This is a genomic window from Pseudomonas sp. 008, assembly GCF_016861935.1.
Lineage (GTDB): Bacteria > Pseudomonadota > Gammaproteobacteria > Pseudomonadales > Pseudomonadaceae > Aquipseudomonas.
Window position 1 is genome coordinate 205,375 of record NZ_BOMA01000010.1, and the last position, 22,581, is coordinate 227,955.

Consider the following 22,581-nt stretch of genomic DNA (forward strand, 5'->3'; position numbering starts at 1 on the left):
GCTTTTCACCTCAGGCCGCAGAATCTGGCGATGGCTTCATAGGTTTGCGGCGTGCTGGTCAGGAGCGCGAAGAGCACGAACCAAAGACCCAATAAGTAGTGCCAATAGGTGGTACAGAGCTCTACGCTGACGCGCAGTTGCGGCAACGGCACGTGACGCAGGAATTTAGCGACGGTTATGCCCCAGGCAATCAGCCCGCCCAGCAGGTGAAGGCCATGCACACCGGTTAACAGGTAGAAGAAACTGTTGGCCGGATTACTGGCGACAAAGTAGCCCCAGGCGACAAACTGCTGCCAGACCCAGACTTGTCCCGTCAGAAAGGCAATTGCAAATCCCCCCCCCACTACAAAACCCATGACCGTTGCGTCCAGTCGAGCCTGTCGGGCGGCCATGCGCGACCACTGCAGTGCGATGCAACTCAGTACCAGAAAAGCCGAATTCACCCACAACGGCCATGGATTGGCTAACGGCGCCAAGGGGTCTGTCAGGGGTAGCCAGTCAGCCATTTGTGAGCGGGCAATGAAGGCGAGCAGGAAGAGAAAGAATAACGAACTCACCACCGCCAGAAACAAGCGCAGGCCTACCCTTGCGGTTCGGCTTCTATCGGCGTCGGCCTGAACACCTTCAGGATCGCGATTCCAACTGCCGCCGGGGTCAGCGTCGTCGGCGTTTCTCAATAGCAGTCTGTTCATGTTTTAACGTCCGCTATCTTGGTTCCGGCACTGAGTTGCCGCATTTGCTCCAGCTCCTCGGCAGAGACCGTTTGCGGCACGAAATCCTGCTCTATCCCCGGCACGCTGTAGTCATAAGCCCAGCGATGCACGACCGGCAGTTTCGCTCCCCAGTTACCGTGTACCGGTGGGGTGTTCGGCGTTTGCCATTCCAGGCTGGCCGCGCCCCAGGGATTACTGCCTGCGGGCTTACCTTTAAATACACTCCAGGCCAGGTTGAACACGAACAGCAACTGGGAAACGCCGACAATCAATGCGACCACCGTAATGAAGGCATTCAACTCTTGCGCCGACTGCGGGATGAACGCGTAGTTTTCATAGGCGTAGTAACGGCGCGGCATGCCCTGGAAACCCAGGTAGTGCATGGGGAAAAAAATGGCGTAGGTACCCAGAAAGGTAATCCAGAAATGCAGCTTGCCCAGGGTGTCGTTAAACATCCGCCCGGTGACTTTCGGAAACCAATGATAGATGCCGCCGAACACCACCAGTACCGGTGCGACTCCCATGACCATATGGAAATGGGCGACGACGAAATAGGTGTCCGAGAGCGGAATGTCCACAATCACATTGCCGAGAAACAACCCGGTCAGACCGCCCACCAGGAAGGTGACAATAAAGGCCAGGGCAAACAGCATCGGCACGGTCAGATGAATGTCGCCCCGCCACAGGGTCAACACCCAGTTATAGACTTTCAGTGCGGTCGGAACCGCGATGATCAAGGTGGTGACGGCGAAGAAAAAGCCAAAGTACGGGTTCATCCCGCTGACATACATATGGTGCGCCCAGACCACAAAGCTGAGCACGCCAATCGCAATAATCGCCCACACCATCATTCGGTAGCCGAAGATATTTTTACGTGCATGGGTGCTGATCAAGTCGGAGACCAGGCCAAATGCAGGAAGAGCCACGATGTAGACTTCCGGATGGCCGAAGAACCAGAACAGGTGCTGGAATAATATCGGGCTGCCGCCCTGATGATTGAGCTGCTGCCCCAGCGAGATGATCGCCGGCATAAAGAAGCTGGTGCCCAATAGTTTGTCGAACAGCATCATGACCGCGCTGACAAACAACGCCGGGAAGGCCAGCAAGGCCATGATCGAGGCCATGAAGATTCCCCATACGGAGAGCGGCATGCGAAACAATGTCATGCCGTGCGTGCGTGCCTGCAATACCGTGGTGACGTAGTTCAGCCCGCCCATGGTGGCGGCGACAATAAAAATCGCCAGAGAGACGAGCATCAGGACAATGCCCCATTCGACCCCGGGTGTCCCCTTGGTGATGGACTGCGGCGGATAGAGCGTCCAGCCCGAACCGGTGGGACCGCCCGGCACAAAGAAACCGGCGAGCAATACCAGTACCGCCACCAGGTAGAACCAGTAGCTCAGCATGTTGACGTAGGGGAAGACCATGTCGCGGGCGCCCACCATCAGTGGGATCAGATAGTTACCGAAGCCGCCCAGAAACAGAGCCGTCAGCAAATAAATGACCATGATCATGCCGTGCATGGTCATCGCCTGATAGTAAGTATTGGCGTCCATGAACGCCAAACTGCCGGGGAAGCCTATCTGTAAGCGCATCAAGTCGGACAACACCACGGCGATAAGCCCCACGAACAGAGCCGTCAAGGAGTATTGAATGGCTATGACCTTGTGGTCCTGACTCCAGATGTATTTGGTCAGGAAACTTTTAGGCTCGTGCAGTGCTTCTGTTTCGGCTTGCTCCGCATAGGCCATCACGTCATCCTCCTGTCGAAGTTTCGGTGTACTGCTGGCTGCTTACGGCTATTTCCCTGGCTGCGCCTTGCTCGTATCAGCGTCGGCATTCGCTTTGGATTTGATAAAAGCGATCAGTGCATTCAACTCCTTATCGCTGGGAGCAAAGACCGGCATGACGGGTGCATAACCCTTGACGATTTTGGCAGCGGGATTAAGAACCGAGTCTTTTATATAGCCCTCATCGACCTTGATGCTCGTACCGTCGGCAAGGGTTTCGGTCTTGCCGTACAGACCCTGCCAGCTGGGACCGATGCCCTTGCTGCCATCGACACTGTGGCAGGCCAGGCAGCCGAGCGATTCGGCCAACTGCTGTCCTTGCGCCGCCAGGTCTTCACCTGGGCCCGGCGCTTGGCCGGCAGCAGATTCCTCGCCTTGTCGCGCAGCACCCAGTGATTTGATCAGGGCGATGAGTGCACCCAATTCATCGTCATTGAGAGTATAGGTCACCATGACCGGCGGGTAGCCTTGTACCAGACGGGCCTTCGGATCGAGGATCGACTCTTTCAGGTAAGCCTCATCGACCTGCACGCTGGTGCCATCGGCAAGCTGTTCAGTGCGGCCATACAAGCCCTTCCATCCCGGGCCGAGACTGGCACTGCCATCCTGGCTATGGCAGGCCCCGCAACCGTATTTTTCGACCAACTGGCGGCCTTTTTCCAGCACGCTGTCCTGACTGGGCTTGGCAGCTGTCGATAATGTCTGTGCAAACGTCGGTTGGCTTTTCAGCCATTGATCGAAGGCTCCCTGCTCTTCCACGATCATCTGGCCGCGCATGTTGTAATGACCGACACCACAGTATTCAGCGCAAAGAATTTCATACTTCCCGGTTTTGGTCGGTGTAAACCAAAAGTACGACACCATCCCCGGCACCATGTCCATCTTGCTGCGGATTTGCGGAACATAGAAATCGTGCAATACATCTTTGGATCGCAGTAAAACTTTCACCGGCTTATCGAGCGGAAGACGAACTTCATTGCTTTTTATCAGTACATCGTCCTGCCCGGCAGGATCATTGGGATCAAGGCCGAGGGGGTTGGTGGAATCAACAAATTTGATATCTGACTTACCCAACCTCCCGTCTTGGCCGGGGAAGCGAAAGGCCCACTGCCACTGCTGGGCGATCACCTCAAGTTCATAGGCATTTTTCGGCACCCGGATAAAATCATCGTAAACAACCAGGCCTGGCGCCAGCATGGCGACAATACCTACCGAAGTAACGATAATTAACCATAGTTCCAGTTTTTTACTTTCTGGTTGGTAGTGCGCCCTGGATCCCTCCTTGTGACGATAACGCATCACCGCCACCGCCATAAAAACCGTAATGGCGATGAAGAATATTCCGCTAATGATCAGGGTGATAAACAGGGTGGTGTCTATGGATCCCCAGTTGGAAGCTGCCGGTGTTGCATGCCAAGGCGCGAGTATATGGAAGAGTACTGATGCAATAACGATTAGTATCAAGATAATTGCTATTGCCATGTTCTCTTCATCCTGTTCCTGTTGCTCATTGGTTATGCCAAAGCATCGCCACTGACGTCCAAGCAGGGCCGACAACTGCCACCCATCCCGATGACAAAGTCAGTAAGAAGTATAGAGCCATCGGGCTGTACCGTGAGGCGGGCAAGCGAGGCCCGGTTGCCAGCTATACTCAATGTCAGATTACGAACGGCAGGAATCGGCCAGAAGCGGCCCAAAAGGCGAACCCTGCCTATGCGTAACAGTCAGATAAGTGATGACATTGAGAACAACAGCCACAGAATCCAGCAGTCCACGACGGAGATTTCGTCATGAGTGCCCTGACGATCGAAGGCTGGTGCAAGCCCAGCCCCGACCAGAAGTCCATCCCGATCGGTGAGATCCATTTTGACGTCGATGACCCCCTTCATCTGCGTCTGGAGCAAGCTGAAGAACGTCTACAAGAGACCCATGAGCCCGAAGCCATGGTCGATGTCGACATGAGCACAATGGATTTGGTCTTGCCAGAGGGATATGGCCCCTTGTCCGACTGCCAGATGCGCGTCTATCTGCATTACGAGCGCGGTCAGTTCCATTTGGTCGGGCATCGAGCGAGTGATGGAAGCTTGATCTACACCAATGCGGTTTTGATTGATCAGTTGCTTTAGAAACGCCGCATGATGCGCGGGAACCCAAAAACCGGTCCGCAGCGGCCGGTTTTTATGCCTGAAATTTGAGCATTCCTTGCGCTTCAGCGCTGCGGCAAAACCCTGCAATACAGAAAACGGGTTCTACCCAAACCATCGCGACATGCCCTCCTAGACTCGTTTCATGCCGGTCTACCATCCGTATCCAGGGTGGGTTGGTGGTTATAGTGTTGATTAGTGATTTTCAGTAGGTATAGTAACCACAAGCACACCACAGGGAGGTGATGTGAATAGCCGGTTTTTGATAAGCCAAATCGTTGCGGACGGCTGGTATCTGGTACGAATCAGGGGGAGTCATCACCACTTCAAGCATCCGACCAAGCCTGGACTGGTGACGGTTCCTCACCCGAAAAAGGACCTGCTCAAGAAAACGGCCATTAGTATTTTGCAACAGGCGCTGCTCTGACGAACCGATGGACTGCGCCCTCGGAGGATAACAAACATGCTTTACCCCATCGCGATTTCCATGGGTGATGACGAACACGCCTGGGGCGTAGAAGTTCCGGATATTCCAGGTTGCTTCTCCGCCGGGGAAGATCTGGATGACGCCATGGCCATGGCTCGCGAAGCCATCGAAGGTCATTTCGAGATTCTGGCCGAAGACGGATCACCGATTCCGCCCGCCAACAAAGTGACCCTGCATGCGGCTAATCCACAGTACGCAGGGTGTACGTGGGCCGTGGTGGATATCGATGTCACCAAATACCTGGGCAAGGCGCAGAAACTCAACATCACCCTGCCCGGCTATCTGCTCAACCGCATCGATGAGTACGTATTGCACCATCCGGAAGAGAAAAGTCGCTCCGGGTTTCTAGCCTCGGCGGCGCTTAAGGTCTTGCAGCAAAGTTGATAGCCTGAAAATCGGATCAATCAAGGGGACAATGTGTCCCCTTTGATTCGTCAGCGCGTTGCCACCATGAACAACCGCGGAAACGGCAGCAGCACCGAACCATCGCTCAGCGCCGGATAGACCTGCTCGATTGCCGCTTGATACTGCTTGAGATAGTGCACCCGTTCCACGTCATCCAATGGTTCGAGAAAAGGCCGCAAACCGGAGCCTTTGAACCACTCGACCACACCCGATGCGCCGTCCGCGAGCGGATGATAGTAAGTGGTGCGCCATACATCGACGCGAGTGCAGTGGCCACGCAGCATTGAGTAGTAGCCGCTTGCATCCTCCATTCCCGTTCGCTGGCCAGCAGCCCTTGCCAGCTTGTCAGCCCACGGGCCGTTCGCTGCGACCTCGCGCATCAACCGGTGCGACGGTTCGTTGAGGTTATCGGGCATCTGGATGCCCAGGCTGCCGCCGGGCGTGAGCCTGTTTACCAGCGATGGCAGCAGCCTGGCGTGATCCGGCACCCACTGCAGCACCGCATTGGCGAAAATCACATCGAACGGGCCGGTCTCGTTCCAGGTATCAATGTCAGCGGTGTCAAAATGTACCTGAGGCAGGCGCTTGCGGGCGGCCTCGATCATATCGGTCGAACTGTCCAACCCACGCACCGCGGCATCGGGAAAACGCTGCACCAGCAACTCGGTCGAATTGCCGGGGCCGCAACCGATGTCGATGGCCGAACGGACGTCCACCGCAGGGATGGCGGCCAGCAAGTCACGCGCCGGGCGCGTGCGCTCATCTTCGAAAGCTACGTATTGTTTGGCGGACCAACTCATATCGCTCTCCTGTCGGGTGCATTGTTGTCGCCAGGGGCAGACAACCGGTTGGCTACGATACATCGTCCGCGTCAGTTAACCCACGCCCCCACCCGCCAATGCCAGCCATCGTTACGTTGCTCCCAGTGCGGATGCACATAACGATACCCCGGTCGCTCCGGGACCCAATGGCCATGAACCGCGACATAACGCCCGCCTTCCCAACGCCAGTACCCCCTGGACCAGAGGTAACCCGGTCGCCCCGCGGGCTCTACCTCGACAACGCGTTCCGGCGGCGGCTGCGGTGCGATGACCTCAACATATTCACGCTCCACCGGACGCCGGTCATGAACGACCCGTTCCTGCACACAACCCGCTGCGGTAACCACCACTGCCAGCAACACCATGTAACGTAACAACATGCCGCCTCCTCTGGCTTGAAAGCCAAGTTGAGTGAACCAGCAAAAAAACGCCCCCTTTTCCACCATGCTCCTGCCTGGTTCACTGCTTTTTTAACAGGTCTTATCTGTCTATTGCCTGAACCCGGATCACTTGATGACGGAAAACACAGGGGATCTGGATAAGCCTTTTTTATCGCCAAATCGTTGGAAGCCATAACCGAAATGACCGTTCGTCGACCGACCAGCAAAGCAGTTTTGACAGTATAAAAATGGCATCTATAGTCCTATCGCGGCCTGTTGGAAGGAACCCAACCCGTCATTTCAAGGCAAGGAGCAAGGCCAGCTCGTCCCCCGAGATCGAGTGGGTTCCCCAGTAGTGTGTTCGCAACGGCCACAAGGCAAACAAGCGTTGTCGTGCCTGGTAAGTAGCCAGACAATCACTATTGTTAAAAGGAGCTTCACTATGTCTCGAGTCACGGATGTACTTGTTTCCATCGACACTGAAACCATTCTGAAAAACTACCCGAACATCAGCAAAAACCCTGCTGCGCCGACGATGATCGACGTCAATCATGTGTACATGGTGACCAATCAGAACAACGTGGTGAGTGGCCAGGCCGGTGGCGAGCTCAACTTGAAAGCCCAGGTAGGCGACTTGATTCGCTGGCGTGAAACCAGCCTGTCGCAGAGCTTCGAAACTGCAGTGGTTTTCTACAAGTTCATCGGTAACGCCGGCAACGAGTTGATCTCCACGCCCACGCCACGCAAGGCTACCGCCTGCGTCGCCGTTCCGAATACCAGCAACCCGTCGGTGCCCAGTTGCCAGAAAGTCGATAACTATTACTGGTCTTCAGAGACCCTTGCGTGCGGCAGCGTGACCTATCACTTCAACTTCCTGATCGTGGATCGCAACTGCCAGATTGTCGGCTGCTGCTCGTGGGATCCGTTCATTACCATCCGTAATTGACGATGGCGGACCCCTTGGCAACAAGGGGTCACCCCAGTTCGTTGCCGCCTCGGCTGGAACAGGATGTCTTGCTTGAAACCGAAGCGGCTACCGTTTTGCGTCAACATCATGAAAGGAATCCATGATGACTTCCGAACCGATTACCCCCCCTTCGGCGAGTACCGTGACCGTCAATAGCGTGCTGCTGATCGTCGATGCCGAATCGCTGCTTTCGCGCTATCCGCAACCCAGCCTTGACCCGCAAAAGCCGACCGTGATTGAAGATGGTTTCATCTTCGGCATCAGCGCTACATCAGCAGCAAAAAATGTTAAAAACGACAGCAAAATCACACTGACCACCAACAACGGAAAAGTCTTTCATATTCGCGGCAGGACCGTCAGTTTGCTCGCCGAACACAGCGTGGTATTCCACAACATCACGGTGGACGATACCGGGATCCTTTCTCCGCCCAAGCTGATCGTCCATGGCGACCAGACCGTCCCCGCGCCCGACCCCGCCAACCCGAACCAGCCGGGCAGCCACAAGGCCGATGATCATTATTGGGAGTGCTCGCAACTGAGCACGGGCGTGGCAACCTGCGAACTGAGCTTCATGCTGATCAACCAGCGCTGCGAAGCGCTCGGGTATTTCAGCTGGAAGACTGAGGTGACGCTGTCGGCGTGAATAAAGATTATCGAGTAGGAGGCGGCTTCACAGCCGTCGTCCTCTCACACCACCGTACGTACGGAAACGAGCAAGTCCAGGCACTTACAGTGGCAAGGTATTGCAGTGCTTGATCTCCTTGAGCGAAAAACCGGTGTACATTTCCTTGATATTGCCGAGCGTACGTATGCGATGCATGGCGAGTTCATGGAATGCCTCCATGTCTTTGACGACTACCTGCAGGAGGTAGTCGTATTTCCCCGACACTTTGTGACAGGCAATAATGTTGGGCAGCGCCAGGACGCCCGCTTCGAAATGTTCCATGGCTTGCTCGGAGTGACTATCGAGGGTGACGCTGATGAAAGCGAAAAGTCCCAGCCCTATGGTCTTCGGGTTCAAGTGCGCGTGATACCCGACAATCACCTCCTCTTCCAGGCGCTTCAGGCGCTTCCAGCAGGCTGGCGCTGACAGGCAAACACGAGCGGCGATCTCGGCGTTCGTCAGGCGACCATTCATTTGCAGAATTTCCAGAATTGAACGATCAACCTTATCCATTTCCGCCATGTGTTCTCTCCGTTTAACAATGAGTACGCGGTAGGGCGATTGGCCCCATCCCGCAGGTCCTTGATCAAGCATCCATTTCTAGAAACTACAAATACTAGAAAGAAAATTACATAAAGAACACATTTTGGATAATTAACGACTGAAAAATAACTAAATACAGACCCGTTTCGAAAACTAATTTTCGAGGCACTGAAATACAATTTCTTGTCATTTCCGACACCAAAGCCACTGGCTCTGACAATAAAAATAAGTAACAACGGAGGCAATATTGAGCATTTTCAGAACAAAAGACCTGGACACAATGATTGCTGCCGCCCGGGCTCCTGCAGGGTTGAAAAAAGTGCTGGGGCCGATGGATTTGGTCCTGATTGGTATCGGTGCAATCGTGGGGACGGGCATCTTTGTATTGACCGGAACCGGCGCATTGACTGCGGGACCAGCCCTCACGGTTTCATTCCTGTTAGCAGCGTTGGCCTGTGCATTTGCAGCGCTCTGTTATGCCGAGTTCGCCTCATCTGTACCGGTAGCAGGCTCGATTTATACCTACAGCTACGCGACGCTGGGAGAGTTGGTGGCCTGGATGATCGGCTGGGATCTGATGCTCGAATACGGACTGGCCAGCTCGGCTGTGTCTGTTGGGTGGTCGGGTTACTTCCAGTCCCTGCTGAGCGGATTCGGGCTGAATCTTCCGGTTGTGCTTACGGCGGCTCCAGGCTCTTTGCCTGGCGTGGAAACCTGGTTCAACCTACCCGCGCTGGTGATTATGCTGGCGATTACCTGGATGCTTTCTATAGGCATCAAGGAATCCGCGCGCGTAAACAACGTGATGGTGATCATCAAAATCGCCGTGGTGCTGCTCTTCATCGCCGTTGGTGTGAGACATGTTCAGCCGGCTAACTGGCAACCTTTCTCTCCCTTCGGCGTCAATGGCATTTTGAGTGCTTCTGCCTTGGTTTTTTTTGCTTTTATTGGTTTCGATGCGGTTTCCTCTGCCGCCGAAGAAGTGAAAAAACCGGCGCGTGACCTCCCCATCGGTATTATCGGTTCCTTGGCCGTTTGTGCGGTGTTGTACGTTGCCGTTTCAATGATCATGACCGGCATCGTGCCCTATGCCCAATTCCTTGGCGTTGATCATCCGGTTTCATTGGCGTTGCAACATGCCGGTGAAAGCTGGGTTGCCGGGTTCGTTGATTTAGGCGCGATCGTTGGCATGACGACTGTCATTCTGGTGATGGCTTACGGTCAAACCAGGATCATCTACGCAATGTCGCGCGACGGACTGCTTCCCCAGCGCCTTTCCAGGGTTCATACACGATTCGGCACCCCATTTTTCGCCACCTGGATGGTCGGAATAGTTTTCGGGCTGATCTCGGCACTGATTCCGCTGAACGTCCTCGCCGAGCTGATCAACATCGGTACGTTGGCCGCATTCAGTCTGATCTCGGTGGCAGTGATCGTATTGCGCAAGACCCGACCTGATCTCCCTCGTGCATTCAGATGCCCCGGCGTGCCCATTGTTCCATTGCTCGCCATCGCGTTCTGCGTAACCTTGATGACCTTCCTCAAGCAGACGACCTGGCTGGCATTTGGGGCGTGGTTGGCAATTGGCCTGGTGATCTACTTTGCCTATGCGAGGCGCCGCTCGTTATTGCATTAATCCAGCATTTCGTCAGGTCTGGAGTATCAATCAACCTCCAATAGTTTTCAGGTGCGAAACTGCATTCCAGTTGCGCACCTGATTACATTCGCCTGTCAATCCTCACCTCATTTGTCCTGTTTTTAGCCCTAGGAGACCAGTGGCGCGCATTGGCAGTGGCACGCGAACTCTATTTATTCAGTTACCCCATTTAACTCATGACTTAGGCCCGCCACGGTGGAAGAGCCCCTTCGAAAAGTGAAAAGGCTCGATGCAGGAAACCGTTGAAGCGAGCAGCATCACGCCGCAGCCCTGCCTGTTGACCACCAATCAGGCACAGATGGGCCACCTGACCAATCACTTCTGCTTGGCCTGGCATATGGACCAAGCGGCGGCACGTGCGTATCGCGAAGTCCAGTCGTCTTGTATCAACACGCTGCTGAAACTCGCCTACCAACGGATCATGCAGCGACCAGGCTCGGATGGAAATTTCCCGCCCAGGTTGTTTCTCAGCGGCAATACTCAAGTAGCGTTTCAAGGTTTCGCCCGCGCTACGACCCTGCGCCGCATAAGCGAGCATGCGCTCCGTGTAGTCTTCTTCCCAAGCGGCCAGCAAGGTGCGGACAAAGTCTTCGCGATTGCGGAAATGGTGATAAAACGATCCGCGGGTCACATTCAATCGGCGCGATAGACTCTCGGCCGAAACGCCAATGTGCCCGATTTGGTCGAGAGCCTCAAAACCAGCCGCGATCCAATGGTTACGAGTTAGTTTTCTCACCCGTTATTTCGCTCCATGTTTAGCGCCATACAGACTGTGTATGGTGCGCAACCGATTGATACGCTGCGAACACCAGCAAAGATGGCCGTTGCGTTTTGCACGCCAGCACTTTTCATGGAGCTCGCCTTGAAGAAAATCGTTCTGGTTGCTTTCGACCAATTCACTGATATCGACCTATTCCTGATGTGGGACATCTTAGGCCGCAACACCGAGGACTGGCACGTCCGAATATTGGGTTCCAGCTCTATCGTGCGATCGGCGCACGGCCTGCCTGTTTCGGTGCACGGTCCGCTTTCCGAGGCCAATAGCGCCGACGCGGTATTGTTCGTCAGCGGCAAGGAAGGGATACCCGCTGCACTTGCCGCCCCAGATTTCCTGCCGTCGTTTGAACTTGACTCCAGACGCCAGCGAATCGGCTCCATATGCGCCGGAGCTTTCATTCTCGAACGGCTTGGGCTACTCAGCGGCCAAGCAACTACACATCCGGATGCACGATCGAGCTTGCAAGCTCTGGGACTTGAGCCCCTGGACCAGCCTCTTGTATGCCAGGGGAACGTTGCAACCGCTGGCGGATGCCTTTCGGCGCTCTATCTGGTGGGATGGTTGGTTGAATCCTGGTTCGATGTCGACAAGCGCCGTGCGACGTTGCTCCCTGTTCTGCCAGCCGGGCAGCAAGAGCTCTATGATGCCTTGATCGGGTTCAGTATCCGACAAGCACTTACAGGGCGACAAGGAGCGTTACACGACAAACCATCGCAACAAGAGACGCGACATGGCATGTCGTCTAATTGGTAGTTAGAACTCAGGAGAGATCCCCGATGCCCCGAGAATTTGAGCTCATTATGTCCGTGCCAGTCCCCTCGAGGTCCGGCATCACCCACCTTTACAAGTCGATGAACCTGGCGGACGCTTTTGCGATTCGGCTCCCTGCGGGCACATCCAGCAATCCAGATTTGCTAGCTCGATTCATCCTTTCCCACCAGCCATCCTGGATCGGATGGCTCATGAAAGTCCGAGACACTATCGTTGCCTGTTTTGGTCTCAAGACAACCAAACATTTGGCATCACTTGCTAATCGGATTGGAATCTTCAAGGTCTACAGCACGAACCAGACTGAAATCGTGTTGGGAGAGGACGACAAGCACCTCGACTTCCGGATATCGATCCTATGTTCTGGAGAGACAGGGCCAGAAGGCAGTCGCCAACTCGTTTTTTCAACCGTGGTCCAGTGCCACAACCGTCTAGGCCGGGCCTACATCTTCGTTATTGCCCCATTTCACCGCTTGGTTGTTAAGGCCAGCCTCCTCAGTGCGGCGCGCATCGGTTGGCCTCTGGCTACCTGCCCCTAAGGCTGAGCGCTGTCTGCCCCCTGAGGTCTAACCCTTCCATCGAAGGCTGTTCTGGCAAGCCTGGCCAAGTCTCTCATGTCAAACGTCAGGCCTCTAAGATGCTACGGCGCGCCACAAAAAACCGGCCTCAAAGGCCGGTTCTTTTTATGATACGTATCCAACAGTGCTAGTCGTAATAGCCAACAGTCTTCTTCAAGTGGTCCGAATAATCGTAAATCTCATCAACCGATCCAATCGGATGCCGCGTCTCGTTTTTTTCTTCGTCAAAAATCCCAATGTACTTTTGTGAACGATTGAAGTGAAGGCGACAAATCGGTTTTCGATTGTTGTCATCCAGCAAAATGCCAAAGTAGCTTTGCGTGTCGCGTTGCACTATCCGTTTAGCATCCACAACCGAACGAACCACTGCCCGGACAATGTGATACCCCTCCAACTCCTCCAGAGTCGTCAGTACTTTATCCTCTGATTCATCACGTTGACCTGTCTGATCACTGCCGCCAGCAGGAACCGGTACCGATGCCAGCGCAGGCTGAATGGCACCACTCATAGCTGATTTGAGTCGGTCATTGATCTGATCATTGAGAAACTGCACGACCGCTTTTCTCGTCAGCTCTTGAAACTGCTCACGGACTTTCTGGGTGATGACCCCGTCATACACTCGAGAGGCAAAGACTTTTACAAAGTCGTCATCAGGCTTGAGGACCTGCGAAGCAATGACCTTCTTGATCTGACTGACGTATTTCAACTCACCCGCGGCGTTGATGATCGAATCCACATCGAATGCAGACTTGGTGAGCTTGATCAATTCGGGGACGGAGTACTCGTCGATATCCAGAAGATCGAGTTCAAGAAACGGTTTTTCATCCATCTTGTTGGGCGCATCCAGGTCGGTGAAGAATTTGTAGACCTGGCCGTTGGTGAGGATGGAGATTCGAGCGCTGGTGACATGGAAATAGCGAAACAGCTGGGAGGCATGATTGATGTGCAGCGGCTCGCCGATTTTTTTGCACTCGATGAGGATCTGTACCTCCCCTTCTTTCATGATCGCGTAGTCAATTTTTTCTCCTTTTTTCGTTCCGATATCGCAAACGAATTCCGGAGTCACCTCACTCGGATCAAAGACATCGTAGCCCAGCACTGTACTGATAAAGGGCATGACGAAAGCATTCTTGGTGGCCTCCTCTGTCTGAATGGCAGCGCTTTGCAAACGAACCTTGGCGGCTAGACTTGCTAACTTCTCAAAGAATTCCATGAGTGACCTCTTACTTGATGTCGATCCGTGTGTTTGCGTGCTGGCAAATTGACCTCTATTGATACTAGACACAAACCGGCACAAAGAAAGATTCCAAACGCAGCAAGTGCCCTTCAGAGCATTGGCTTTTCATCAAACACGGGATTTTCAAGCAGAACTCTCATCATGCCCGTACGGTCGATTTCCCTGGACAGCACCGTCGTCGAGGAAATAAAGAGGCAGGATTTGAATCAATGCTGAGCCATGCCCCCGCGAGTGACCAACGTCAATCGCGGGGCATGCAGCTAACGACTGGCTTGCAGTGCCCTGGCCATTTGCAGATGGTTTTGCAGCTTGGGCAGGGTTTCTTCGGCGAACGCTTTGATTTGCGGCACGTCCGTTGTCTGCGCTTGTTGTTGAAGTTGCTCGATGGCTTCCTGGGTGGTCTTTACCTGACTGTCGACGTACGCCTGATCGAAAGAGGTATCGTCCTTAATCTCCGGTATCAAGGCTTTGGCCTTGTCGACCACCTCTTCGCGTGGTGCGACCGGTAAATCGAGTTGCTTGGCAATTTTCGCCAGATGCTGGTTGGCGGTGGTGCGATCGTTGATCACCACGATGGTGTAATCCTTGACCTCTTTGGATGCGGTTTTCTGGTGCGCCAGGCGGCTGGCTTCGATGTCGGCCATGCCTTGGGCCGACGCCTCATTGACGAATTCGGCGGGAGACTGGGCAAAGGCATTGGTGGCGCACAGGCCCAGTAACGTGGCAAAACCGGCATTGCGTAAACGGGTGGCCATCCGGCTCATGGTCGCGCCCTCCTTCCTGAAAATTCAAACGGGAGCTTGCGCCCCCGTCCATTAAACAAAACTACCTTCACCTATTACGGAGTTTTCTGACCGCCTTTGCGGCCCATGCCGCCTTTGGCAGGGTCTTTATCAACAGTCGTCGTGGTAGTTTTCCCACCTTTGCGACCGGCTTCAGACGCCTTCGTTCGATCGATGGCGCTACCCGGGGTCGGATGTTTTGAAGTAGGCATGGTTCTCATCCTCTTGGTGATGATCACGGCGAGCAATCGCCCGCATAGGATATGAATTTCCATGCCCAAAAAGGTTTAGAAAACCTGGCAGCGCCGCGACGAACGGTGACGGACTTTCAGACACCGAGACGTGAATGGTGCTGGCGCTTGGCAGCGTACATTGCCTCATCGGCATGCCTGAACAGCTGCTTTTCTTCGGTGCCATGTTCGGGGTATCGCGCGACGCCGATGCTCGGCTGGATCGTCAGGTTGTGCCCGTCCAGACGCAGGGGCTGAACCAGCACCTGGCGGATTTTCCCCGCCACATTCTCGGCATCTTCGGCGGCGTGGATGTTGTGCAACAACACGACAAATTCATCACCACCAATGCGCGCCACCGTGTCGGTTTCGCGCACGCAGCCCTTGAGCCGATTGGAGACCGCTTGCAGCAGCATGTCACCGACCGCATGACCGAAGGTGTCATTGACTTGCTTGAAGCGGTCGAGGTCGACATAGAGCAACGCCATTCGACCGGAGTCTGCCCGGGCCAGCGCCAGCGAAGCTTTGAGGCGTTCGCGCAACAATTCGCGATTGGGCAGCTGAGTCAGTTGATCGTACTGGGCCATGCGCTGGAGCCGGGCGTGCAATTGCTTGCGTTCGATCGCGGTCGCGACTTGGGCGCAAACATACTGCAGCAACTCCTTGTCTTGTTCGGTGTAGCGCTCGCCGCCCGGCACGCTTTTGACGATTAGCGCGCCGATGGTGCCGTTTTGCGAACTCAACGGCACGCCCAACCAGCAGGGTGAGTCCTGGCCCTCGACCAACGCTGCAAACCCCTCCGGCAGATTGTCCTGATCCGGGGTCAGCAGGATCGGCAAGCCACTGCGAATCACTTCTGCGCACAAACGCCCGGTAACAGTCCCGGGATCCTCGGGTTGCAGCTCATGGTCGTCAACGTGATAGGGGAAATTCAGCTGCGCGCAGTGCTCGTCATACAGTGCCACGGAGAAATTCAACGCCGGCAGCCATTCGCCGATGATCGAATGGATGCGTTTGAACAGCGCCAGCAAATCTTCCGCCGCGTGGGCCGCTTCGGAGATCGCATACAGCGCCGCTTGTCGGGACTCGGCCTGTTTGCGCTCGGTGATGTCGCGCGCCACGGCGATACGCAACTGATCGACCTCCGACCAACGTGCCGACCAGAGAATGTGCGCCACCCGACCGTCCTTGCGCAGGTAACGATTTTCAAAGTTGAGCTTGGGTTCGCCCCCCATGATCTCCCGCGCGGCGTCGAGGGTACGCTGTCGGTCGGCAGGGTGAACCAGGTCGATCATCGACTGGCCGATCAGCTCGTCGGGGGTGTAACCGAAAATGCGCTCGCAGGCCGCGCTGACAAATACGAAGCGACCTTGTTTGTCCACCGCACAGACGGCGTCCAGCAAGAGATCGATGTAGCTCGCCAGTGGCGCGGAATTTCTGGTTTCCATGATGCCGAGAGCATGTCCGGACAATGCAACATTGAACAACCCTCCCTGACCGGTCATACGCCCGAGCGATGACTGTGCAGCCGACGCTTCCCTGCGTTCAGCCTCAAGCCTTGTTCGTCACCAACCCCGGAAACGCATGCACCAAGGCATTGATGGCGAAACCGATGAACATGACCCCGCACAAGCGGGTGATCGCCAGTTCATGACGCTGATACAACGTGCGCACCTGACGCGCACCGACGATGCCAATGAGAATAGCGTAGGCCAAAAGGCCACCAATGAAGCTCAAGATGATCAACCAGGGCAACATTGACCAATGCAGCAACTCTGCACGGCTGGACAACAGCGCTGTAAACGTCGCCACCGCCACCGGGTATGCCTTGGGGTTGGTCAGGCCGAACAGGATGCCGTGCCAGAATGGCTGCCGCGCCGGGCCCTGAGGCGCCTCGGCACTGGCGCGACGAGCGCGAACCGCGCGCAGGCCCAGCCAGAACAAGTAAAGCCCGCTGAGCACACCCAGCACATCGAAGGCAGTGCTGCCGATTTCCCGCGCACCGACAATCGCGATCAGTGCAGTGCTGCACCAGACCACGTCGCCCAGCAAATGCCCGCACAGAAACCCCGCCCCGGCCCGCCGTCCGCGTGCCGCGCCGATGCCGAACACCGCCAGCACACCGGGCCCCGGCGTAATGCCATAAATGAAACCCGAGGCGAGAACGGCCATTAGCAGCGATGGTGTCATGGAAATTCCTGAGGACGCCGGGTGAAGGGGCGCAATTCTATCTCAGGACGCCGAATATCGACTCACTGATCGTCGAAGAACTTCATCCCCGCATAGGGTCGCTGCCGACAAGCCGCCAGCCGCGACGCCAGAGACCCGACATGCGCCTCGAGCTTGTGCCCGTCCGGGTCGAGAAAATAGAACGACGCACCTTCGCTGCGGTTATCCCGCCATTCCCGCACGTTGGCGGATCGCAGGCGCTCGACGAACGGCAGGAAGTCCACAGCTTCGAGGCTGAAGGCGTAATGGGTGTAGTCGGCGGCCGGCGTGGACTCGTGCAGTGGATCGAGAGAAAGGCACAGCCACAGACCGGGTAGCGAGAGATAGGCGCCGGTGTCCCAAGTGGCTTCAAGCTGAAGTTGCAGCAGATCGCGATAGAACGCCACGCTGCGGTTCAGGTCAGTGACGGCGAGGGTCAGGTGGTTGAGGCCGGTTAGCATGGGTTGGGTAACCTTGAGTCTCTCTGGGTGGTCGCGAGCGGAGAGTAAAGCTTAAACATCCTTGAGCGTACAGCCGACGGGGGCTTTGTTGGCTGAGAGTCAGTCTTCGCGAGCAAGCCCGCTCCCACAGGGAGTGGCGGCGGGCACGAATCCTGTGCCCGACGCGGTCAATGTGGGAGCGGGCTTGCTCGCGAAAGCGGTATTTCTGACGCCGCGAACTTCAGAACTTGTCGAGCGTGCGCAGCTTCTGCGGCAACCCCCACAGCAACAACGCAGCGGCGATCAGCGCGGCGACGCCGATGACGTACAGCGCCGGGGTGGTGCTGCCGGTCAGGTCTTTGATCCGCCCGACCATGACCGGGCTGACGATCCCACCGAACTGGCCAAGGGTATTGATCACCGCGATCCCGCCAGCGGCGCCTGCCCCGGCACCGGCCAGGAGTTTCGGTGGCAGGGTCCAGAAGCTCGGGATGGACGCGATGATCCCCGCACCGAGCAAGCCCAGGGCAACAATCAGGAACGTCGTGTGGTTGGCGAAAATTCCTGCGCAGAAGAAACCCACCGCGCCTGCCGCCACCAGACCTGCGACAAACTTGCGCCGCTCACCGGTGGCGTCGGATAACCGCCCGATCACCACCATGCTGATGGCGCCGCAGATGTAGGGAATGGCGGTCAGCAAGCCGATCATCACCGGGCTCTCGGTGCCGGCACTGCGGATCAGTTGCGGCGCCCAGAAATTCAAGCCGTAGGACGCCACCTGAATCAGAAAGTAGATCAGCCCCAGCATCAGGAAACCCGGAATCCGCAGTGCGGCCAGCAAGGAGCCGCCGCTCTTGTGGGGTTCGTGGTGCGCGATACGGCTGGCGAGCAGTGTCTTCTCCGACGGGGTCAACCAATGGGCATCTTCGATGCGGTCCTTGAGCACGGTCAGCACCAACAAACCGAGGCCGATGCAAGGCACGCCACCGAGCAGAAACAGCCAATGCCAGCCGCGCATATCGAGGAAGCCATCAAGGTGTTGCAGCACCAACCCGGAGAACGGTGCGCCAACCAGCCCGGCAAACGCCGACGCGAGAAACAGCATCGAGGTGATGCGCCCGCGATAGTGCTGCGGGAACCACAGCGTCAGGTAATACAGCACGCCCGGCGCAAAACCCGCCTCCATCGCGCCGATCACGAAACGCAGGGCGTAGAACTGCCATTCGCTGTTGACGAAGACCATGGCCGCCGTCGCGAGCCCCCACGACATCATGATCCGGGCGATCCAGCGCCGGGCACCCACCTTGTAAAGCATCATGTTGCTCGGCACTTCAAAGATCACATAACCGACTACAAACAGCCCGGCGCCGAGGCCGTAAGCGGTATCGCTCAGGCTCAGGTCGGCCTGCAACTGGAACTTGGCGAAGCTGATGTTGATGCGGTCGAAAAATGCGAACAGGTAGCAGACCATGATCAGCGGCATCAGTCGCCAGGCGACTTTGCGGACCAGGGCTTTTTCGGCGTCGTGACTAACGGACGGGCTCACGCCCGCCTCCAGAACATTGAGGCTCATCGTGGTTTCTCCAGGCAGACGTCCCGTGGGCGTCCGATTGTTTTTGTTGTCTGGTTCGTTGTGGCTTTTGTAGGAGCGAGGCTTGCCCGCGAAGGCGGTGTGTCGGCCTCCATCGATGCTGAATGTCAGACCGCTTTCGCGGGCAAGCCTCGCTCCTACAGTGTTTGTTCGGTGAGTTCAGGAGGGTGTCGGGTGCAGGTCGCAGTTACGTCCGGCCTTGGCGAGCTGCCCGGGCACTTCATGGCCCAGCAACGCGGGTAAGCCTCGCGACAATCGCAGCAACAACGGCAAGTCGATGCCGGTGTGAATGCCGACTTCATCGCACAGGTTGACCAAATCTTCGGTGCAGATATTGCCCGAGGCACCCGGTGCAAACGGGCAACCGCCAAGACCACCGAGGGCTGCGTCAAAGCGCCGGGCTCCGGCCTCGTAAGCTGCCAGCACGTTGCACAGGCCGAGGCCGCGCGTGTTGTGGAAATGCAGGGTCAGATCAGCCGGTGAAACCCGTTGCAACACCCGTCGCACCACACGGTCGACCTGGCGTGGATTGGCCATGCCGGTGGTGTCGGCCAGAGTAATGCCCGTAATGCCGAGCTCCTGATAAGCCTCGACAATCTGCAGCACGCGATCCTCATCGATCGTGCCTTCAAACGGGCATCCGAAGGTCGTGGCGATGCTGCCGTTGAGCCGCACCGGTGTGCCGCGAACGAACTCGACGATCTCGCCAAACGCGGCCAATGACGCCTCGCAACGCATCCGCATGTTTGCCAGGTTATGGGTCTGACTGGCGGACATCACCAGGTTCAGCTCGTCAGCCCCCGAGTCCAGTGCTCGTTGTGCACCTTTGAGGTTAGGGATCAACGCGACATAGATCACGCCTGGCTGTCGGGCGATGCCCTTGAACACTTGTTCGCCATCGCGCAGTGCCGGAATCGCCTTGGGCGACACGAACGAACCGGCTTCGATGCGGCTGAACCCCGCCAGCGACAGCTGATCGATCAATGCAATCTTGTCGACGGTTTCGACCCAGGTCGGCTCGATCTGCAAGCCGTCACGCGGGGAGACTTCCTGAACGATCAGGGTCTGGGAATAATCAGTGATCATTGCACCACTCCTTCAGCTTTCAACCGTTCGATGTCCTGGTCAGTCAGGCCCAGCCCCGCGAGGATGCCGTCGGTGTGCTGACCCAGACTCGGCCCCGACCAGTTCACGCCACCGGGGGTCTCGGACATTTTCGGAACGATGCCCGGCATCTTCACCGAGGCACCACCCGGCAGTTCGGCGTTGAGCAGCATGCCCCGCGCCTGATAGTGAGAATCGGCAACGATGTCGGCCACCGAATAGATGCGCCCGGCCGGGACTTCGGCAGCTTCCAGAGCCGCCAACACCTCATCGATGGGCAGGCTGCTGGTCCAGTGAGTAATGGCTGCGTCGAGCACATTACTTTTGGCGGCGCGGCCATCGTTATGCGCGAACTCCGGCGCTTCAGCCAGGTCGGCCCGGCCAATCACCGCCATCAGGCGCTTGTAGATCGGGTCGCTGTTGCCGGCGATCACCACATAGGCGCCGTCGGCAGTCAGGTAGGTGTTGGACGGCGCAATACCCGGTAACGCCCCGCCGCTGCGCTCACGCACATGACCGAGCATGTCGTATTCCGGCACCAGGCTTTCCATGACGTTGAACACGCTTTCGGCCAACGACACATCGACCACTTGCCCGCCGCCCTGCCCGGTCTTGACCCGCAGCAGCGACATCAAGGCACCGATGACCGCGTGCAGCGAAGCCAGGGAATCACCGAGGCTGACCCCCACTCGGGCCGGCGGCGAACCGGGAGTACCGGTGGTGTAGCGAATTCCGCCCATGGCCTCGCCGATCGCCCCGAAACCCGGACGATCACGGTACGGGCCGGTCTGGCCGTAACCGGAAATGCGCACCAGCGTCAGGTTGGGATTGAGGGCGTGCAGCACGTCCCAGCCCAGGCCGAGTTTCTCCAGGGCGCCGGGGCGCAGGTTTTCGATCAGCACATCGGCATCGGTCGCCAGTTGCTTGACCAGTTCGATGCCTTCAGGGGATTTCAGATTCAGCGCCAGGGACTTCTTGTTTCGCGATTGCAGGTACCACCACAACGAAGTGCCTTCGTGCAGCTTGCGCCATTTACGCAGGGGATCGCCCTGGCCCATGGCTTCGATCTTGATCACTTCGGCGCCGAACTCGGCCAGCATGCGCGCGGCAAACGGCGCGGCGATCAGCGTGCCGATCTCGATCACTTTGATTGCACTCAAGGGGGCAGTCATCGCGGAGGTACCTCTTGTTCTTGGAATATGCGCCAAGGCTAGAGGACCGAGTGGCATGGAATCCAACCTTCTGTTGGCAACGACCGTTCGCGAAACGCGAATGCCTGGCTGGAGATTACCGCGACCTCAAGTCAGAAGAGGCCCGTCCATGCAATCGAGAACTGTCAGGCTTGGCCGCGTAAATGCTCAAACAACATCCGGCTCACCGGCGACAGCGCCGCTTCATCGCGCACCACCAGAATCAACGCACGATCCGACCAGTCATCCGTCAGCGGCACCGCGTGCAACCCCAGCGCCCGGCCAAACAGTTCGTAGGCCTTTAGCGGCAGGATGCCGATGCCCATGTTGGCCTGGACCATCCGGCACATGGCGTCGAACCCCGGCACATGAATCCGCAACCTCAGCACCTTGCCGGCCTTGCGCGCGGCCGCATGGGTGCGCATGTTGATGGAACTGGCCGAATGCAGACCGACGTAATCGCTGTCCAGCGTGTCGGCAAAAGCCAAGGCCGAACGACTCGCCAGCGGATGATCGGCTGGCATCAGCACGACCAGTTTGTCCTGGCGATAAACAACACGGTGCAGCCCCTTGACGTCGCTGTCGCTGGAGCAGATCCCGAGGTCCGCCACGCCATCGAGCACGCCTTGGATCACCCCGCTGCTGGGGCGCTCTTCGAGGTCGGTCTTGACCTGCGGATGGCGCGCGGAAAAGTCCCGCAGGTCTTCGGGCAGGAATTGAATGATCGCCGACAGGTTGGCGAGCATCCGCACATAACCGCGTACACCGTGGCTGTGTTCGCCCAGTTCGAGGCCCATTTTCTCGACGTTGAACAGCATCTGCCGGGCATGGTGCAGCAGGGTTTCACCGGCCGGCGTCAGCGTCATGCCCTTGGCCTGGCGCACGAACAGGCTGATGCCCAGCGCCTCCTCCAACTCCATCAACCGCTTGCTGGCCGCCGACACCGCGATCGCTTCGCGGGCGGCGGCACGGGTCAAGGTGCCCTCTTCGTGGACGGCCACAAACAGCTGGAGAGTGATCAGGTCGAGGCGGCGGATGAGGCTTTTTTGCAGCATGGCAGGGCTCGATGATTTCGGTTCGACTGAGTCGGCAGGATAGCCCGGA

At 56.9% G+C, this 22,581-nt stretch carries 25 protein-coding genes; 8 read left to right on the forward strand and 17 right to left on the reverse strand.

Translation table 11 applies throughout. The features are described 5' to 3' along the window. Positions 1-5 precede the first annotated feature (5 nt). Genes JUI81_RS21015 through JUI81_RS21025 form a run of 3 tightly spaced genes read right to left on the reverse strand, consistent with a single transcriptional unit; the run spans position 6 to position 3,985 of the window. Entirely contained in the window at positions 6-692 is a 687-nt protein-coding gene (locus JUI81_RS21015) for a cytochrome c oxidase subunit 3 (RefSeq protein WP_204124957.1), read from the reverse strand. After that, positions 689-2,464 (reverse strand): cytochrome c oxidase subunit I, encoded by a 1,776-nt coding sequence (gene ctaD, locus JUI81_RS21020; RefSeq protein WP_204124984.1) that lies wholly within the window; start codon positions 2,462-2,464, stop codon positions 689-691. Before ctaD ends, JUI81_RS21015 begins: the two co-directional genes overlap by 4 nt. Before the next feature lie 48 nt (positions 2,465-2,512). Beyond that, a complete protein-coding gene (locus JUI81_RS21025; RefSeq protein WP_204124985.1) occupies positions 2,513-3,985 on the reverse strand; it encodes a cytochrome c oxidase subunit II in 1,473 nt (490 codons plus the stop codon). 308 nt (positions 3,986-4,293) lie between these two features. Here JUI81_RS21025 and JUI81_RS21030 point away from each other — a divergent pair, with 308 nt between their 5' ends. The 3 genes from JUI81_RS21030 to JUI81_RS21040 all read left to right on the forward strand — a co-directional run bounded on the left by JUI81_RS21030 (position 4,294) and on the right by JUI81_RS21040 (position 5,518). Then, entirely contained in the window at positions 4,294-4,629 is a 336-nt protein-coding gene (locus tag JUI81_RS21030; RefSeq protein WP_018926814.1) for a hypothetical protein, read from the forward strand. A gap of 265 nt (positions 4,630-4,894) precedes the next feature. Beyond that, positions 4,895-5,074, forward strand: coding sequence for a type II toxin-antitoxin system HicA family toxin (locus JUI81_RS21035; protein WP_007984690.1), 180 nt, complete (start codon positions 4,895-4,897; stop codon positions 5,072-5,074). Between the two features lie 36 nt (positions 5,075-5,110). After that, positions 5,111-5,518 (forward strand): type II toxin-antitoxin system HicB family antitoxin, encoded by a 408-nt coding sequence (locus JUI81_RS21040; RefSeq protein ID WP_008036180.1) that lies wholly within the window; start codon positions 5,111-5,113, stop codon positions 5,516-5,518. Between the two features lie 50 nt (positions 5,519-5,568). Here JUI81_RS21040 and tam read toward each other — a convergent pair whose 3' ends face one another. Together tam and JUI81_RS21050 are read right to left on the reverse strand one after the other, a co-directional pair. Continuing rightward, positions 5,569-6,339: a trans-aconitate 2-methyltransferase gene (gene tam / locus JUI81_RS21045; protein WP_204124958.1), complete on the reverse strand. Its 771-nt coding sequence runs from the start codon at positions 6,337-6,339 to the stop codon at positions 5,569-5,571. Between the two features lie 71 nt (positions 6,340-6,410). Then, complete coding sequence (locus JUI81_RS21050; RefSeq protein WP_018926816.1) at positions 6,411-6,740, reverse strand: YXWGXW repeat-containing protein; 330 nt, start codon at positions 6,738-6,740, stop codon at positions 6,411-6,413. Between the two features lie 442 nt (positions 6,741-7,182). Here JUI81_RS21050 and JUI81_RS21055 point away from each other — a divergent pair, with 442 nt between their 5' ends. Together JUI81_RS21055 and JUI81_RS21060 are read left to right on the forward strand one after the other, a co-directional pair. Next, positions 7,183-7,686 carry an inclusion body family protein gene (locus tag JUI81_RS21055; protein WP_019580873.1) on the forward strand — a complete coding sequence of 168 codons (504 nt, stop codon included), beginning with the start codon at positions 7,183-7,185 and terminating at the stop codon, positions 7,684-7,686. A gap of 124 nt (positions 7,687-7,810) precedes the next feature. After that, the gene (locus tag JUI81_RS21060; protein ID WP_204124959.1) at positions 7,811-8,350 is read left to right on the forward strand and encodes an AidA/PixA family protein; all 540 of its coding nucleotides are present in this window, start codon (positions 7,811-7,813) and stop codon (positions 8,348-8,350) included. An 84-nt stretch (positions 8,351-8,434) separates the two neighbouring features. On the opposite strand, the gene JUI81_RS21065 is transcribed toward JUI81_RS21060, so the two are convergent. Continuing rightward, complete coding sequence (locus JUI81_RS21065; protein WP_111454825.1) at positions 8,435-8,893, reverse strand: Lrp/AsnC family transcriptional regulator; 459 nt, start codon at positions 8,891-8,893, stop codon at positions 8,435-8,437. A gap of 268 nt (positions 8,894-9,161) precedes the next feature. Here JUI81_RS21065 and JUI81_RS21070 point away from each other — a divergent pair, with 268 nt between their 5' ends. Then, complete coding sequence (locus JUI81_RS21070) at positions 9,162-10,550, forward strand: amino acid permease (RefSeq protein ID WP_275406301.1); 1,389 nt, start codon at positions 9,162-9,164, stop codon at positions 10,548-10,550. A gap of 202 nt (positions 10,551-10,752) precedes the next feature. Here the strand turns inward: JUI81_RS21070 and JUI81_RS21075 are convergent, their stop codons facing one another. Beyond that, positions 10,753-11,307: a TetR/AcrR family transcriptional regulator gene (locus tag JUI81_RS21075; RefSeq protein ID WP_081625760.1), complete on the reverse strand. Its 555-nt coding sequence runs from the start codon at positions 11,305-11,307 to the stop codon at positions 10,753-10,755. A 126-nt stretch (positions 11,308-11,433) separates the two neighbouring features. Here JUI81_RS21075 and JUI81_RS21080 point away from each other — a divergent pair, with 126 nt between their 5' ends. Both JUI81_RS21080 and JUI81_RS21085 read left to right on the forward strand, forming a co-directional pair. Continuing rightward, positions 11,434-12,102: a DJ-1/PfpI family protein gene (locus tag JUI81_RS21080; RefSeq protein ID WP_026286477.1), complete on the forward strand. Its 669-nt coding sequence runs from the start codon at positions 11,434-11,436 to the stop codon at positions 12,100-12,102. Positions 12,103-12,125: 23 nt separating this feature from the next. After that, positions 12,126-12,656 (forward strand): DUF2867 domain-containing protein, encoded by a 531-nt coding sequence (locus JUI81_RS21085; protein ID WP_204124960.1) that lies wholly within the window; start codon positions 12,126-12,128, stop codon positions 12,654-12,656. Positions 12,657-12,822: 166 nt separating this feature from the next. Here the strand turns inward: JUI81_RS21085 and JUI81_RS21090 are convergent, their stop codons facing one another. From JUI81_RS21090 to JUI81_RS21135, 10 genes are all read right to left on the reverse strand, one after another. Continuing rightward, on the reverse strand, positions 12,823-13,908 hold the full coding sequence (locus JUI81_RS21090; protein ID WP_204124961.1) for a type I restriction endonuclease: 1,086 nt from the start codon (positions 13,906-13,908) through the stop codon (positions 12,823-12,825). A 284-nt stretch (positions 13,909-14,192) separates the two neighbouring features. Further along, positions 14,193-14,696 (reverse strand): DUF4142 domain-containing protein, encoded by a 504-nt coding sequence (locus JUI81_RS21095; protein WP_204124962.1) that lies wholly within the window; start codon positions 14,694-14,696, stop codon positions 14,193-14,195. A gap of 74 nt (positions 14,697-14,770) precedes the next feature. Continuing rightward, a complete protein-coding gene (locus JUI81_RS21100; protein ID WP_081791039.1) occupies positions 14,771-14,926 on the reverse strand; it encodes a stress protein in 156 nt (51 codons plus the stop codon). 116 nt (positions 14,927-15,042) lie between these two features. Beyond that, complete coding sequence (locus JUI81_RS21105; protein ID WP_026286478.1) at positions 15,043-16,392, reverse strand: sensor domain-containing diguanylate cyclase; 1,350 nt, start codon at positions 16,390-16,392, stop codon at positions 15,043-15,045. A gap of 103 nt (positions 16,393-16,495) precedes the next feature. Then, positions 16,496-17,134, reverse strand: coding sequence for a LysE family translocator (locus JUI81_RS21110; RefSeq protein WP_204124963.1), 639 nt, complete (start codon positions 17,132-17,134; stop codon positions 16,496-16,498). Positions 17,135-17,196: 62 nt separating this feature from the next. Next, the gene (fos, locus tag JUI81_RS21115) at positions 17,197-17,613 is read right to left on the reverse strand and encodes a fosfomycin resistance glutathione transferase (protein ID WP_204124964.1); all 417 of its coding nucleotides are present in this window, start codon (positions 17,611-17,613) and stop codon (positions 17,197-17,199) included. 220 nt (positions 17,614-17,833) lie between these two features. After that, positions 17,834-19,165, reverse strand: a complete 1,332-nt coding sequence (locus JUI81_RS21120; RefSeq protein WP_019580877.1) for an MFS transporter — start codon at positions 19,163-19,165, stop codon at positions 17,834-17,836. Between the two features lie 177 nt (positions 19,166-19,342). Next, complete coding sequence (locus JUI81_RS21125) at positions 19,343-20,269, reverse strand: hydroxymethylglutaryl-CoA lyase (protein WP_204124965.1); 927 nt, start codon at positions 20,267-20,269, stop codon at positions 19,343-19,345. Continuing rightward, entirely contained in the window at positions 20,266-21,459 is a 1,194-nt protein-coding gene (locus JUI81_RS21130; RefSeq protein ID WP_204124966.1) for a CaiB/BaiF CoA-transferase family protein, read from the reverse strand. The genes JUI81_RS21125 and JUI81_RS21130 overlap by 4 nt, the downstream gene beginning before the upstream one ends. 164 nt (positions 21,460-21,623) lie before the next feature. Further along, positions 21,624-22,532, reverse strand: coding sequence for a LysR substrate-binding domain-containing protein (locus JUI81_RS21135; protein ID WP_028939278.1), 909 nt, complete (start codon positions 22,530-22,532; stop codon positions 21,624-21,626). Positions 22,533-22,581: the final 49 nt, after the last annotated feature.

Coding starts and splice junctions, on each gene's coding strand:
- JUI81_RS21015 (WP_204124957.1), bottom strand. CDS start 692: ATGAACAGACTGCTATTGAGAAACGCCGACGACGCTGACCCCGGCGGC.
- ctaD (WP_204124984.1), bottom strand. CDS start 2,464: ATGGCCTATGCGGAGCAAGCCGAAACAGAAGCACTGCACGAGCCTAAA.
- JUI81_RS21025 (WP_204124985.1), bottom strand. CDS start 3,985: ATGGCAATAGCAATTATCTTGATACTAATCGTTATTGCATCAGTACTC.
- JUI81_RS21030 (WP_018926814.1), top strand. CDS start 4,294: ATGAGTGCCCTGACGATCGAAGGCTGGTGCAAGCCCAGCCCCGACCAG.
- JUI81_RS21040 (WP_008036180.1), top strand. CDS start 5,111: ATGCTTTACCCCATCGCGATTTCCATGGGTGATGACGAACACGCCTGG.
- tam (WP_204124958.1), bottom strand. CDS start 6,339: ATGAGTTGGTCCGCCAAACAATACGTAGCTTTCGAAGATGAGCGCACG.
- JUI81_RS21050 (WP_018926816.1), bottom strand. CDS start 6,740: ATGTTGTTACGTTACATGGTGTTGCTGGCAGTGGTGGTTACCGCAGCG.
- JUI81_RS21055 (WP_019580873.1), top strand. CDS start 7,183: ATGTCTCGAGTCACGGATGTACTTGTTTCCATCGACACTGAAACCATT.
- JUI81_RS21060 (WP_204124959.1), top strand. CDS start 7,811: ATGACTTCCGAACCGATTACCCCCCCTTCGGCGAGTACCGTGACCGTC.
- JUI81_RS21065 (WP_111454825.1), bottom strand. CDS start 8,893: ATGGCGGAAATGGATAAGGTTGATCGTTCAATTCTGGAAATTCTGCAA.
- JUI81_RS21085 (WP_204124960.1), top strand. CDS start 12,126: ATGCCCCGAGAATTTGAGCTCATTATGTCCGTGCCAGTCCCCTCGAGG.
- JUI81_RS21090 (WP_204124961.1), bottom strand. CDS start 13,908: ATGGAATTCTTTGAGAAGTTAGCAAGTCTAGCCGCCAAGGTTCGTTTG.
- JUI81_RS21095 (WP_204124962.1), bottom strand. CDS start 14,696: ATGAGCCGGATGGCCACCCGTTTACGCAATGCCGGTTTTGCCACGTTA.
- JUI81_RS21100 (WP_081791039.1), bottom strand. CDS start 14,926: ATGCCTACTTCAAAACATCCGACCCCGGGTAGCGCCATCGATCGAACG.
- JUI81_RS21105 (WP_026286478.1), bottom strand. CDS start 16,392: ATGGAAACCAGAAATTCCGCGCCACTGGCGAGCTACATCGATCTCTTG.
- JUI81_RS21110 (WP_204124963.1), bottom strand. CDS start 17,134: ATGACACCATCGCTGCTAATGGCCGTTCTCGCCTCGGGTTTCATTTAT.
- fos (WP_204124964.1), bottom strand. CDS start 17,613: ATGCTAACCGGCCTCAACCACCTGACCCTCGCCGTCACTGACCTGAAC.
- JUI81_RS21120 (WP_019580877.1), bottom strand. CDS start 19,165: ATGAGCCTCAATGTTCTGGAGGCGGGCGTGAGCCCGTCCGTTAGTCAC.
- JUI81_RS21125 (WP_204124965.1), bottom strand. CDS start 20,269: ATGATCACTGATTATTCCCAGACCCTGATCGTTCAGGAAGTCTCCCCG.
- JUI81_RS21130 (WP_204124966.1), bottom strand. CDS start 21,459: ATGACTGCCCCCTTGAGTGCAATCAAAGTGATCGAGATCGGCACGCTG.
- JUI81_RS21135 (WP_028939278.1), bottom strand. CDS start 22,532: ATGCTGCAAAAAAGCCTCATCCGCCGCCTCGACCTGATCACTCTCCAG.